This is a genomic window from Stutzerimonas sp. FeSN7, assembly GCF_030263795.1.
GTDB lineage: Bacteria > Pseudomonadota > Gammaproteobacteria > Pseudomonadales > Pseudomonadaceae > Stutzerimonas > Stutzerimonas stutzeri.
On sequence record NZ_JARPMN010000001.1, the window covers coordinates 2,385,974 to 2,399,142 of the forward strand.

General features: G+C 65.4%; 16 protein-coding genes. 2 read left to right on the forward strand and 14 right to left on the reverse strand.

Annotation, left to right across the window (positions count from 1 at the left end; translation table 11 throughout):
- Positions 1-12 precede the first annotated feature (12 nt).
- Positions 13-246 carry a helix-turn-helix domain-containing protein gene (locus P5703_RS11190; RefSeq protein ID WP_279649777.1) on the forward strand — a complete coding sequence of 78 codons (234 nt, stop codon included), beginning with the start codon at positions 13-15 and terminating at the stop codon, positions 244-246.
- Positions 247-441: 195 nt separating this feature from the next.
- Complete coding sequence (locus P5703_RS11195; protein ID WP_279649778.1) at positions 442-978, forward strand: hypothetical protein; 537 nt, start codon at positions 442-444, stop codon at positions 976-978.
- A gap of 52 nt (positions 979-1,030) precedes the next feature.
- On the opposite strand, the gene P5703_RS11200 is transcribed toward P5703_RS11195, so the two are convergent.
- From P5703_RS11200 to P5703_RS11265, 14 genes are all read right to left on the reverse strand, one after another.
- A complete protein-coding gene (locus tag P5703_RS11200) occupies positions 1,031-1,159 on the reverse strand; it encodes a hypothetical protein (protein ID WP_279649780.1) in 129 nt (42 codons plus the stop codon).
- On the reverse strand, positions 1,129-2,379 hold the full coding sequence (locus tag P5703_RS11205) for a phage late control D family protein (RefSeq protein WP_279649789.1): 1,251 nt from the start codon (positions 2,377-2,379) through the stop codon (positions 1,129-1,131). The genes P5703_RS11200 and P5703_RS11205 overlap by 31 nt, the downstream gene beginning before the upstream one ends.
- A 29-nt stretch (positions 2,380-2,408) precedes the next feature.
- Positions 2,409-2,849: a phage tail protein gene (locus P5703_RS11210; protein ID WP_279649781.1), complete on the reverse strand. Its 441-nt coding sequence runs from the start codon at positions 2,847-2,849 to the stop codon at positions 2,409-2,411.
- A 19-nt stretch (positions 2,850-2,868) separates the two neighbouring features.
- Entirely contained in the window at positions 2,869-5,580 is a 2,712-nt protein-coding gene (locus tag P5703_RS11215; protein ID WP_285586853.1) for a phage tail tape measure protein, read from the reverse strand.
- Positions 5,570-5,692 carry a GpE family phage tail protein gene (locus P5703_RS11220; protein ID WP_279649783.1) on the reverse strand — a complete coding sequence of 41 codons (123 nt, stop codon included), beginning with the start codon at positions 5,690-5,692 and terminating at the stop codon, positions 5,570-5,572. The genes P5703_RS11215 and P5703_RS11220 overlap by 11 nt, the downstream gene beginning before the upstream one ends.
- Before the next feature lie 8 nt (positions 5,693-5,700).
- A complete protein-coding gene (locus tag P5703_RS11225; RefSeq protein WP_279649784.1) occupies positions 5,701-6,042 on the reverse strand; it encodes a phage tail assembly protein in 342 nt (113 codons plus the stop codon).
- An 84-nt stretch (positions 6,043-6,126) separates the two neighbouring features.
- Complete coding sequence (locus tag P5703_RS11230; protein WP_230356671.1) at positions 6,127-6,642, reverse strand: phage major tail tube protein; 516 nt, start codon at positions 6,640-6,642, stop codon at positions 6,127-6,129.
- A 47-nt stretch (positions 6,643-6,689) separates the two neighbouring features.
- Positions 6,690-7,880, reverse strand: coding sequence for a phage tail sheath protein (locus tag P5703_RS11235; protein WP_285586858.1), 1,191 nt, complete (start codon positions 7,878-7,880; stop codon positions 6,690-6,692).
- Positions 7,881-7,976: 96 nt separating this feature from the next.
- Positions 7,977-9,014, reverse strand: a complete 1,038-nt coding sequence (locus P5703_RS11240) for a reverse transcriptase domain-containing protein (RefSeq protein ID WP_285586860.1) — start codon at positions 9,012-9,014, stop codon at positions 7,977-7,979.
- A gap of 15 nt (positions 9,015-9,029) precedes the next feature.
- A complete protein-coding gene (locus tag P5703_RS11245; protein WP_237146092.1) occupies positions 9,030-9,293 on the reverse strand; it encodes a hypothetical protein in 264 nt (87 codons plus the stop codon).
- Between the two features lie 16 nt (positions 9,294-9,309).
- Positions 9,310-9,666 (reverse strand): diversity-generating retroelement protein Avd, encoded by a 357-nt coding sequence (gene avd, locus P5703_RS11250; RefSeq protein WP_285586865.1) that lies wholly within the window; start codon positions 9,664-9,666, stop codon positions 9,310-9,312.
- On the reverse strand, positions 9,663-9,971 hold the full coding sequence (locus P5703_RS11255; RefSeq protein ID WP_237146094.1) for a hypothetical protein: 309 nt from the start codon (positions 9,969-9,971) through the stop codon (positions 9,663-9,665). Before P5703_RS11255 ends, avd begins: the two co-directional genes overlap by 4 nt.
- Complete coding sequence (locus tag P5703_RS11260) at positions 9,965-10,537, reverse strand: HI_1402-related protein (RefSeq protein WP_285586870.1); 573 nt, start codon at positions 10,535-10,537, stop codon at positions 9,965-9,967. Before P5703_RS11260 ends, P5703_RS11255 begins: the two co-directional genes overlap by 7 nt.
- A gap of 69 nt (positions 10,538-10,606) precedes the next feature.
- Positions 10,607-13,168, reverse strand: a complete 2,562-nt coding sequence (locus tag P5703_RS11265; protein WP_285586871.1) for a glycoside hydrolase family 78 protein — start codon at positions 13,166-13,168, stop codon at positions 10,607-10,609.
- Between the last annotated feature and the right edge of the window lies 1 nt (position 13,169).

The window sequence follows — 13,169 nt, forward strand, 5'->3', positions numbered from 1 at the left end:
CAAGGACGTCACATGATCACTGACGAAACCCTCGACCACGCCTTCGGCGCGCGCCTAACCGAAGAACGCGAACGCCTCGGCCTGGCCATCCACGAACTGGCCCACCTCGCCGGTATCACCGACTACAAGCAGAAGCGCTTCGAGAACGGATCTTCCGTGATTCCCATCGATTACCTGCAGGCCTTGGCCGCGCGTAGCGAGGCAGATGTGCTGTACGTCATCACAGGCCTGAAGGGCGGCGATTGATAACTGTAATGCACGACACAAACAGGAGTTTTAGCGTGAAAGACCGTGATAACAAGCGCGACGATGATAGCCTTGAGAAAAGCCGCCATGACCGTGGCCGCCCATCGCATGAAGACTATTCAGAACGGCAAGACCGCCGCCCGATCTTCGATGATGTGACTGACACTCTCAAACCGCCAAGCAGGAGAGATAACGATGGAGGAAGTAACCGATAAGGCCAGCCTGGCCGACCGCTGGCACGATATGTTGTTCGGTGTCCGGCGCTCCATTCGTTACCACAAACGCCGCCGCGGCTTTTTTGATCGACTCGATCAATGCTCTTCCATGCTGAGCGTCATTTTCGGCTCCGCGGCGATCTACGGCATTTTGAAGAGCACCAATACGGAGGACCTGGCGCTTATCTCCTCGGGCCTAGTGACGGTGCTCGCAGCGGTAAACCTTGTGGTAGGTAGTTCTCGCCGAGCACGCGAGCACGATGACTTTGCGCGACGCTTCATCGCGTTGGAGAAAAGAATGTTAGGCGCCGAGTCCGAACAGGTGCTGCACGAGGTCAGCGAGGCCCGGCTAAGCATTGAGGCCGAAGAGCCACCAGTGATGCAGGTACTCAACTGCCTGTGCCACAACGAGCAGATGCGCGCCATGGGCTACAAGAAAGAAGAGCTTGCGCAGATCGGACCGATTCAGCGGCTGTTCGCGCATTTCTTCGACTGGCGAGAAAGCACGATTCATTGAGCGTACCCATCAAAAGCTGAAGGCGCCGAAAGGCGCCTTTTTCATGCCCATGCTACATGCACATCGGCGCCTCGCCCTTCTCGCCCCATTCTTCGTCGATCAGCTCCCAGGCGGAGCGTTGCGGCTCCGGCAGCGCCGGCTCCTGCTCGGTCACGCGTTCGCTTGTTGTATCCGTTTCCATTCCCGCTCCACGGCGCGCTGGGCGCTGCTCTTTTCGGCGTACAGGTGCAGCAGCCGTTTGGGGCTGGCCTGGTCGCCTTCGGTGAGTTTCTTCTGCTCGCCGGTTTTCTCGTCGCGGTACCAGGCGAGCACGCCGGTGTAGTTGCCGGCCTCGGCCAGGTCGGCGATGTCGTCGGCGTCCGGCAGCTTGGATTCCAGCTCGAGCGAGGTGGTGTAGCTCTCCGGCGTGAAGCTGTGGCGCACGTTGGCGCCGAGCCAGACCACGGCATCGATGTCGGCCTTCACGCCGATCAGGCTGTAGGTGAGTTCGGGGATAAGGTCCGGCCGGCCCTTGGCCAGGGTGTAGCTGAGCGTGGCGGTGCCGCGCTGCAGGCGGGACCACTCAGCGCGGGCGGCGCGCAGGGCGGCCTGCTGGTCGGTGTAGGTGTGGCGCAGGTCCTTGAGGTTGTCGCCGCCGCCGGCGATCGCCTCCTTCTTCTCGGCGCTGTTCAGCTCGTAGTAGTAGGCGCGCACGCCGCTGTAACTGTCGCGGTCGGCCTGCAGGTAACGGTGGTTGTCGCCGTCGGCGCGGGTGAGCGTGATGTGCGGCAGCGCGGCGCCGCTGGCGGTGGTGCTCTTGCCGGCCGGCATGAACAGCAGGCGCCCGGCCTTGATGCTGGCGATGGCGTCGAACTGCTGGCCCAGGCGGCTGAGCAGGTTGGCGTCGGATTCGTTGGCCTGGTCGACCTGGGCGAGCTGGATGACGGCCAGCGCGGCGCTGATCACCGGGCTGAGCCCGTAGGCACCCGCCACGGTCTGGACGATGGCGCCCAAGGTCTGCCCGCTCCAGCTGCGTTCCTTCTTGGCCTTGAGCCCCTCGCGCAGGTCGGCGCTGCGGGCGCGGATGTTGAGCACGTCCGGTGCGCCGCTGTGCTCGACCTCGTCCACGGTGTAGCTGCCCTTGTCCACCAGGCCGGTATCGTGCCAGCCAAGCCAGAGGCGCACCACGGCGCCGCGTGGCGGGATGGCCAGCAGGCCGTCGTGGTCGCTGAGGCTGATGCTGAGCTGGTCGGCCTCCATGCCGCGGTTGTCGGTCAGCTCGATGCTGATGAGGCGCTGCTCGATGGCGCTGGTGATGTCCTGCCCGTTGACTACTACGCGGCAGATCGGCTGCGGGTAGGCGGTGGCGTCGCGGTACTGGTCCGCCGCCTGCTGGGCGTAGCCCTTGGCCTGGTCGAGCAGGCCCTTGCCCTGGGTGAGCAGTTCCTCGATCACAGCAGCCTCCGCAGGAGGTTACCGCCGGCGGCGATGGCGCTGCCGAGCAGATCCACCCGGCCATCGTCGATGCGTTTGAGCGAAAGGGTGAACTCGATGCGGCGCGCCTGGCCGTCGCGGAAGAACAGCGTGCGCGTCTCGCTCAGGCTCTCGATGACCCAGGTGCCGTAGATTTTCCCGGTGCCCTCCACCAGCGGCCACGCCTTGCCGGTGTCAGCCATGGTGCGCAGGGCGTCCAGGCTGAGCTGGGTGCCGGCCAGCGCGGGCAGCAGTACGCCCGGCAGTGTGATGCTGTCATCACCGCGCCCCAGGTACTGGCGCGCCGGGTTGGTGCCGATGCGGTTGGTGGAGCCGTGGCGCCATTCCGTCTGGCGCTGGAATTCCTGGTAGGCCAGGGTCTCCAGCGAAAAGACGAACATGCCGAGGGCCATCATCATGGTCCATTACTCCTGGTAATCAGTCCTGGTCGAATAGGGATGAGCGGGCACGGGCGCCCTTCTCGCGCTCGCGCTTGTCCAGTTCGGCGGCTACGGCGCGGGCGATTGCGTTGGCGTCCTGCCCGGGGGCCGCGTTGATGGTGATCTGAATGCTGCTTGAGCCGCCGCTGGCTCCGGCTGGCGTTCGTGCTGAAAGTGGCGGGCGGCTGTCGATCGGTACGTTCGCCAAAGCGGCGAACGGATTACCGGCACTGGCCACGGCGCTGCTGCCAGCTTCGGTCAATCCCTGGCCGATGTTCTCCATCGCCGCAAAGGGATTGCCCTGCCCCTGCTGCAAGCCTACGGCGAGCCCATCCATCGTGTGGCCGCCGAGTTCGGCGAACACGCGTGAGGGTGAGTGGATTCCGAGCACGCTGGCGAACTTCTTCACCGCTCCGGTGGCGATATCGGCAACGACGCCGAACATGCCCAGCGTCGCGGCATTCAAGCCGGCGATGATCCCGTTGATGATTTCCTTGCCCAGCCCCATCCAATCGCCTGCGTTGAATAGCGCCTTGATTTGGTCGATACGGCCAACGAGGTGCATAACGGCGCCGCCGATGCCGAGAATCAGCGCAGCAATCGGATTCGCGCGCATGAAGCCAAACAACAGCTTGAATAGGCCACCAAATGCCATCCGCAGCACGCCGACGCCGCCGCCGGCCATTTGGAAGGCAGTGCCCATGCGAAGGAACAAACCAGACGCACCTCCCACCGCCGAGACGCCTGCACCAAGCGCCTTGAACATGCCAATGATGCTCGGCAGCTTGATGCCTATGGAGGCAAGGGCGAAGCGCATCATGGCGACCGGGCCAATGATGCTGGCAACGGTGATCGCCAGCGCACCACCAGCCGCTACCAATGCCGCAAGGCCGGCCACCGTCATGAATATCTGCTTGGTCAGCTCGGGATGCTCGCGCACCCAGGCACCAAGCCGGTTAGCGAGTTCGCCGAGAGCTTGGATTATTTCCTTGAGCGTCGGCGCGACCGTTGCACCGATTTCCCCCAGGGCGTTCGTCCAGCTGCCCTGAGCGGCCTCGGTCACGTTGGTGAGCGTGCCGAGCTGCTCGCTCACGCGCTTCTGAAGATCTGCCTGAGCGGTCATCTTGCCGGCGACCTCGCGGTAGCCGGCGATCCCCTTGCTCATCATGGTGTTGACGACCTGCAGGGTTTCCGCGTCGTCACCAAACAGCATCTTCATCACGCTGGTGCGCTGGACGCTGTTTAGCCCTTTGAGCTTGTCGAGCTGCTGGAACAGCGCATCCATGCCGCCGAATTCGCCCTTGCCATCGGTGAAATCCAGGCTGATGCCGAGCTTTTCCAGCGAGGCGTTGGCCTTGTCGACCTTCTTCATGTCCAGGCCGGCCTGGAAGACCTTGCGCAGCGCGTTACCGGCGGACTCTCCCGCCATGCCGGTCTGGTCCATCATGACCAGCAGTGGCGTCATCATGTCGGTGAAGGCGAGGCCTTCTTTCTTCACTACGCCCATCACGGGCGCGAGCTTGCTGAAGCCCTGGAGCATGTTGCTGCTGTCCACGCCCAGGTAGAAGGTGCGCTGGATGGCATCCATCAGCCCCATCATTTCCGTTTCGCTGGCGCGGGTGGCGTCCTGCATCTTGGCCGCGAACTCGGCGGCTTCCACCACCGGCATCTCCAGCTGCACGGCGAGGTAAGCTGCCGCCTCGCCGGTACCGCCGAGAATCGAGGCCGCGCTCAGGCCTTGGCGCCGGAGCATGGTCATCATGTTCTGGAAGTCCGCCGTGGTGCCCGGCAGCCTATCCCCGAGCTTGGTGGCGAGGTCGGAGATCTTCTGGAAGTCCTCCGCGACGCTGCCGTCGGCGCCCATCATCGAGACTTTCAGTTGGGTGGTGGCGTTCTCCGCCGGGGCGAACGCGCTGATGGCGGCGGATACGGGGCGGCTTAGCGCGTAGCCAGTGGCCAACCCACCAGCACCTGCGGCCGCCATGCTGCCCGCGAGTTGCTGCGATTTGGCATAGGCGCTGCGTACCTTCGCCAGTTGCTCCTGCTGCTTGGTCACGGCAGCGAGACGAGCCTTCTGCTGTTCCAGGACAGTGTTGAGCCGCTCCTGCTCGGTGCGCATCGTGCGCGCCTTGTTGCCCAGTTTGTCGGTGCTGATCCCTGCCTGTTCCAGCTTGGTGCGCAATGAACCAAGGCTGGTCTTGCTGGCCTCCTGCTGCCGTTTTAGCTGCTCGAGCTGGGTGTCTGCACCACGGACGCGATCCTGGTACTTCTTGATGCTACTGGCTGAGCGGGTGAACGCCTGCTGTGCGGATTGCAGCTTGATCTGCGCTTTCTCAAGCTCACGGTGGAACTCGGCAGAGCTTCCCTTGCCATCGATCAGCGCCTTCGACAGCTTGTTGTACTGCGTCTGCGCGGCCTTGAGGTTGCCCTTGAGGTTGACGTGTGCGGTGCGCTGCTGCTCAAGAGCGTCGGTGTGCCCGCGCATTTTGGTTTCAAGATCACGCATGGCGCGCGACTGCTTGGCAATCTCGATGTTGGCAGTGCGGAAGGCGGCGATGTCCCGTTGCTGCTGGTTCATCTCCTTCATCTGGTCGCGGCTGGCCTTGAGCTGCTTGGCCAGCTTGCCGCTACCCTGCGTGATCGCCCTGATAGGCCCGAGGGCCTTGTCGATCAGGCCCAGCTCGACCTCCAGCTTCAGATCACGCGCCATGCTTCACCTCTGCACGCTTGCGGGCGCGCTCGCGCCATTCCATCAGTTCGGCGAGGCCCAGCAGTTCCATCTCCGCTGGGCCCCAGTGAAAGACGATGGCGATATCGGCCATCGCATCTTCTACGCGTCGAGGGAGGCCTCCCTCGCCGACTTCTGCAGCAAAAAACCAGCAACCGCCACGCCGCACTGCAGCAGGTCGGCAGGGTCCATCCGGCCAATTTCAATATCGGTGAGGGTCGGCGTGGTAATGCGCGGCAGCACCTTACGCAGCGCGAGCACCTCCATCTGCATCAGCTCAACCAGGGAAACGCCGCGCAACTCGCCGGCCATCGGCTTGCGCAGGGTGATGCTGGTGATGGTCTGGGCGCCGCGCACGATGGCGCCGTCCAGCTCGACGGTGCGTTCGTTGGGATTCTCGGACGCCACCTCAACGGGGGCTTCGCTGGCTTCGGTCTTGCTCATGGGTGTACTCCTTGGGGTTGGGGTTGCCGCAGCGCCTGGTGGCTGCGACGGGTTGCGAAACGGTGGGCGTTGGCCGCGCATGGCTTACAGGCCGATGGCCTTGCGGTGCTCGGCGAGGCGGTCTTCGCCGTTGACCATGAAAACGAAGTTGAGCAGGTCGATCTCGATCTCGACGTTGCCGTCCACGCTGAGCTTGTAATAGGTGCAGGTGGTGGTGATGGAGTGCTCGGTGTCTTCGCCGGACTCGGCGTCGCCGAAGTCGATCTCCTCATGCCGGCCGCGGGCGACCACCTCGACGGCGGTCACGGCGCCGGTGTCGTCCTGCTGTACGGAACCGGCCCAGCGCAGCATGACGCCGTCCGCCTTCACGGCGCCGAACTGGCGCAGCACGGTCAGGTCCCAGCCGCCGAGGGTCCATTCAATCTGGATGCCGTCGTCTGAGTGGCCCATGTCGACCTTCACCGGGCCATCCATGCCGGCGCCGCGCCAGTCTTCGAACTTGCGTCCGAGGGTCGGCAGGGTGACGGACTTGCACTGGCCAACGTAGCTGTTGCCGTCGTTGAACAGGTTCATGTGCTTGAGTTTCTTGGGCAGGGCCATGGCTGGGCTCTCCTACGGCGCGGCCGGGGCCGCGCGGGTCAATGGGGTCAGGCGGTGATGCCGGCGGCGAAGTCGACCAGGTAGCGGTCGGTGATGCGCTGACGCAGCAGCAGGTTTTCCAGCGGCGGGACGGGGGTGTAGTCGTAGTCCAGGAACAGCTTGCCGGCCTTGAGGGTGTCCTTGTCGTTTGCCGCTTCATCGAACCAGCACTGCCCGTCGATGATGTAGCCGCCGCGCTTGAGCTCGCGGAACTTGGCGTTGATGCCCTCGACGATGTCGCGCACCAGGGAGGCGTGCATCGGCTTGTCCACAGCCCAGAAATGTCCCTCTGCCATGGTGTCTGCCAGCACCTGGGCGGTGCGGGTGTAGTTCTCGAAGGCGAACAGCGGGTCGGCGCTGGTTGTGCGGCTGCCCCAGAAGCGGAAGCCGTCGCGGCGGATCAGCGTGGTGACCTCGTCGGCGTTGAGCAGCCCGGCGTCGGTGGCGGGGTTCTGCAGGTCGAAGTAGATGTCCTTGGAGAGGCCCGACACGCCGTTGACCGGCACGTTTGAGAGCGTCTTGTGCCAGCCCACCTGCTCGTCCAGCTTGGCGCGCAGGCCCAGGGCGCGAGCCACGGCGCTGGCCGGAGCGTTGGAGTTGGTGGTGGTGTCCCAGGAGACGAAGTCCGGCCAGATGAGCATCAGCTCACGCGCACCGAAGCCGGCGCGGTAGGCAATGGCATCGCTGACGGTCTCGCAGCCGTAGGCGTTGGCATAGGCGAAGCCGCGCAGCTTCTCGGCGATCGATACCAGCTCGGTGGTGACCGGCAGCGAATCGAGCCCGGGCACGCCGAGGATGCGCGGTTTGACGCCGAGCTGCACCTCGGCCGCCAGCAGGGCTTTCATGCCCAGGTATTCGCCAGAGGCGCTCACGCCGCCGATGATCTTGCTGACCTGGTCAGCTTCCTTCGCGGCATCGTCGACGCCTTCACCATCGGCCACACGCACCACGACGGTGACGGGTGACGCCTGATCGGCGATGGCATCCAGGCTGCGCGCCAGGGTGCCCAGCTCGCCGGCGGAACCGGAGGCGGTGAGCACGTCGGTGAGCAGCACCGGCTTGTTGAGCGGGAACTTGACCGCATCAGCATCCGACGCGGTGCAGACCATGCCCACCACGGCGGTGGAAACGGTGCGAATGGGGCGCGTGCCCTCGTTGATTTCGAGGACGCGGACGCCGTGATGGTAATCGGTGGCCATGGGGTTGAGGCTCCTGGGCGAGTGCCGGATCAGTGAGCCTTGAGGGTGACGCGCGCGCGCAAGGGGCGCACGCGGCGGGCTGTGTAGCGGTGGGGGTTACAGCGCGGACTTTCTGCTCAGCACCAAATCCCCCAGCACGCCCTCAACCGCCCTCTGCGCCTGGCAATGCTTGCTGTAGGCCAGGAAGCTGTTCACCCGCTGGCGAACGTGCTCCTGATCGATCTCGCCGCGGGCGTAGCGTGTGGCCAGCTGGCGGAACGAGGCGCGGGCGCGTTTGATGTTGCGTTTGCGCGGCAAGATGTGGGTGGGCCAGATGCGGTAGCCACAGAAGTCGAGGCCGCGCTGCCAGGGGTGGATCGCGGTCTTGGGGTTCATCGCCAGGCATAGGCTGTTGGCCGTAGCGGACAGCGCGCGCATGGCCTCGGCGGCAGCGGCCTTGTTCGGCAGCACGGCGATGAAGTCGTCCATGTAGCGCACGTAATGTTTGAGGCCAAGCTCGTCCTTGGCGACGTGGTCGAGGTGGTTCAGCAGCACGTTGGCGCCGAGCTGGCTGGTCAGTGCGCCCACCGGCAGGCCGATGCCAGCTTCGTGGCCGTAGCCTGCGATGATCTGGCGCCACAGCCAGAGCGCATCGGGGTCGCGCACGGTGCGCTCGATCTCGCGCAGCAGGGAGGCGTGGCGGATGCTTGCGAAGAACCTGCTGATATCGGCCTTGAGCACGTAGCAGCCGGGGCCGTGGTTGCGCTTGGCCACCCGCAGGAAGTGCTGCGCCCTGGCGACAGCCGCTTGGGTGCCCTTGCCAACGCGGCAGGCGTAGGAGTCGTGGATGAATTTGCGCTCGAACAGCGGCTCGACCACGCGGACCAGGGCGTGATGGATGATGCGATCAGCGAAGGGCGGCGCCTGAATCAGCCGGATCTTCGGCTCCTTTACAACGAATTCGCGCTGCTTGCCCGGTCGCCAGCTTTTCCACAGCAGGTGGTTCTGCAGGTTGACCAGGTTCTCTTCGACGTTGGCCGAGAAGTGCAGCACCGCCCCGCGATCGCGCTTGCCGCGACGGGCTTCAAGGTAGGCGTTGTAGAGGTTTTCGAAACTGGTGATCTGGCCCCATAGGCCAGCGGTTGTAACAGGCACAGCAGAAACCTTACCTCATGCGAGGGATAGGGCAGGCGCCGCCGCATTGGCCGAGGCTACTAGCCGCGACGCCCTGTAAATCTTCGACAACATGGTCTGGACAAAGGCCCCAAAGGAAACGCACTGGACGCCGGCCCGTGAGCCTGGCGCCTTCTGGCGGTAATCGTTTGCGAGGCGGCCGCCGATGTTCGTGTTCGCGTTCGACGCGGCGTTGTTGACGTTCAGATAGAACAGGCCGGCGTTCGAGCCGTTGCCGTAGTTGCCACCGTAATAAGCCATTGCCCTGATGCTGTAGCTATTTGCGCGGAGCCGAGGCCCCTTCGTGCTTGATCCAGCCCCCGACGATGCGCCCAATCTCATTGACGTGACGCATCCAGACATCGAGCCGGCGGGTGTTGATGTAACTCAGGCGATGCGCCTTGCGGATCAGCCCGCGACAGACTTCCAGCTCAACGTCCAGGTCAAACAGCGCTGCGGCCTTCTGCTTGCGCTTCCAGGCGATCACCGTCAGCCGCAGCAGGCGGTTGGTGGTGTCGCGCAGATCCGCGCAGAGCAGGTGTCGCTCCAGTTTCGGGAACTGGTGCAGCACGGTGTGCGTGTAGGCGTCCAGCTCCTCGAGCTTGGTCAGCAGGATCAGGTGCGCATCACTCACGGCAGCGGCTTCCCCTCGTCGTGCTCGATGCTCCTTTCGCAGTGGCCGGGGTCTAGCTTGTCGAGCAGTTTGCAGAGCACGCAGCCCCACCGCTCGCCGCCCCGTGCGGCTTTCGCGGCGCGGGAGCTGATGGTCTCGTCCTCATCGCCACCGAAGGCGGTGTTGGCCAGCTGGTCATGCGCGACGGCCAATTTCCAGGCGCGGGCGCTGCCGGCGATGGCCGCCAGCAGCATCCAGACCAGAGCGATGACCGCAACCAGCACGCAGAGCGTCCAGATACCGAGCATGCGCACCCGGCTTACCATGCGATGGCCTCCAGATCCTCCAGGGTGGCCGCCGCATCGATCTGATCCTCTGCCGCTTGGCGGCGTCCGATCAGCGCGCCGGAGAGCTGCGCGTAGGCGTCCATTTTGACGTGCACGCGGCTGGCCAGATCCGCCACGGTAATGCCGCGCTCAGCAGCGATTGCGGCCAGCAGCGGAGCCGGGGCAGCCGGATCGACGGCCAGCGCCTCGGCCTCCTTCACCTGCTGCGGCCAGCTCTGCACCTCGCCTACCGGGTAGGTGCGCGAGAAGGCGTCCAGCTCGGCATCGCACAGCGCGTTGATTTCAGCCAGCTTGCGGCGCTTGGCGGCCTTGAGCGCTTCGTCCTCGGCGGCTGGGTAGTCCAGCGCGCCCAGGTATTCGATCTGCTGCGGGTCGCAGGCGGGGATCTCGCCCGGCTGGCCCGACTGGTCAACCGCAACGAACAGCTCGTTTTCCCGATACTCGGCGGGCACGCGCCAGGCATGCACCACGGCATCGGTGCCCAGCAGCGGCAGGTTGACGCTGACAGCGCCCACGATCAGCACGGCGTTTTCGATCTTCATCATTTGGAACTCCTGAAAGGGGCGCCCGCTCGGCGGGCTAGCCCGGTTACATGACTCAGGTGACAGAACCCATCACACCTTTGCGAGGCGGCCGCCGATGCTCGCGTACGCGTTCGACGCGGCGTTGGCGACGTTCAGATAGAACAGGCCGGCGTGCGAGTCGCTGCCGGAGGTGCCACCGTGGTACGCCACGCAGCTGGCGTTGGCGTAGCTGTAGTCGCCGGTGGTGCCGTTGGCCTCCGTCGCGTCGGTACTGGCCGGGACGAACAGCGGGCCTAGATCGAAGTCGGCGCCGAACTGCGACGCCAGGCTGACGGTCCAGCCGTTGGCCGGAGCGGTGGCGCCGGTGTTGATGTAGCCCTTGTTGCCCTGCTTGTCCCACAGCTCATAGCGCTTGGACGCATCGGTGCGCAGCCCGTCGACCATCTGCCAGACGTTGCCCCAGAGGCCGACGATGCCGCGCCAGGTGGCTTGCGCCACAGTGGCCGAATCGACGTTCTGGGCCGCGCTCGTGCTGACGTTGCCCTGGCCGATCAGCGCCTGGCTGTTGGCGCCGCCCATCTCGATGGCGGCCAGCAGTTGGATGGCGGACAGCTGGTAGTAGTCCCACAGCTGGAAGCCCGAGACGCCAGCGACGTTGCGCGCGGCGGCGCGGCCCTGCATGGTCGGAAAGTCGATGGAAACCAGCGGTGTCACGCCCGGCTTGGACCCCAGCTTGGTTCCGTCCGCCGTGCCCTGGTACTTGCCGACCCAGAACTGGCCGATGGGCGCGCCGGCGCGCATGAACGCCGGATGCAAGGTGAAGCCCGCGGCCGGCTGGTCGCTGATCCACCAGGCGCGCTTGCCGGCGTTGGGGCCGGCAGCGATGGTGCCGGCCTTCACGTAGAACGCGGGGATCTTGACCATGGCCTGGCCGTCGATGGTGACGTCCTGGATCTGCCCGTAGGTCTGGTGACTGCTGAAAAACGCCGAGTCGGTCACTCTGGTCGCGCCGTTTTCATCCACGCGCGCCCAGGTGCCGGAGCCGCCGCCGGTGGCGAGCAGAGCGATACCGATGATGGTGGCGAACGCGGCCTTGGTGGTGAACTTGCTCTCGCCGGACCATTCCGACCAGCCCTTGGTGACGCCCTGGTGGCGCACGCGCACGTAGTAGCTGGTTTCGCCCGCTTGCAGCACGCCCGCCGGGACCACCGCTGTCAGCAGGTTTACCGCATCGGTGCCGCTGTCCCAGACCGGGGCGCTGAAGGTGCCGCCGGCAGTGCGGATTTGCCACTGGCTGGCGGCGTGCGTGTCTTCGCCGCCGGAGACGGTGAACGAGGAGCTGGCCAGCGTTGGCTGCTCGGGTACGTCCAGCGCATTGCTGACCGGGCCGGTAATGGTCGGCGCGACCACGTAGATGAAATCGGCAGCGGTGGCGAAGCTGGTCACGGCGGACCAGTCGGACCAGAGGCCAGCAACGTCCTGGACGCGACCGCGCAGGTAGTAGGTATTGCCGGCCTGCAGCACCTCAGCCGGGACGCGGTACGACAGGCCAGAGCCCAGGGCGCCGGAGTCGTGCAGCACGGTGGCGAACAGGGCGTCGGTCGAGATCTGGAACTGCACTGCCTGCTGGGCATTGCCGGCGGGGCTGGTGTAGTTGTCCAGGGCCAGCGTCGGGCGCTCCATGATGCCGACCGAGGCGTCCGCCGGCGAGGCGATGGCCGGTGTGCTTGGGGCCAGCTCCGGGTTGAGGAAGCCGCCGAGGCCGGTGGGCGTGCCCAGGGCGACGATGTGCGAGAGGGTCAGCGCCTCGCCTTCGATATCCAGACGCAACCAGCCGTCACCGCGCATCGGCAGGATGTATTCGTAGTCCGCCATGCCGGCGGGGATGCTGCCGCCGCTGCGGCGCATGGACCAGCCGCATTCCTTCCAGGTGCCCTGGTAGGCATCGCGATAGTAGAGGCGCGCTTCGGCGGCGCTGAGCGAGCGGCGGATGACCACGGCGCCGCCATCACTGTCGGTGCCGATGTTGATCGCCTTGGTCAGGTAGATATCGCCGACCTCGCCGCGGGCCAGCGCAGCGCCCTGCACGGCGAGACTGGAGCGCGACAGCGTGGCACTGGCGGACCAGTCACGCGCCAGGTTGGCGGTCAGGCGCACGCGCTGGCCGGAGAGGATGTTGGCGATCTGCACCAGGGCGGATACCGGCGCCGGATTGCCCTCTTCGTCCAGGGCGGTTGGGTCGGTCAGCACGTAGTAGTCGCCGGCGCGCAGCGCGCTGGTGTCGGCCACGTCGAGCGAGTCATCCCCATTGATGCCCTGCACCACGGCCACCGGATCGATATCGATCAACGTATAACCGGGGGTGAACATCTCGAAGCTGATCGCGTTGCCGCGGTACAGCCAGTCGAGGCTGACGGCGCGCTGCACGGCCACTGAGCTGGTGGCCTCGACGCCGTCGAGGCGCTGGTCGAGGGTCGCGACCTGCTCGCCAAGCGTCGCGCCGGTCTCTTCGAGCACGCGCGCGAGGTAGGCGTCGTTATCCAGCAGCGCCTGGTGGATGGGGTTCCAGGTGTCCGGGTGCGCGACGCTGTTGGTTGTCAGCTGCGGGATGCTTTCGCTCAGCTGCGGGTTGGCGCTGGGGGTCAGGGGCATG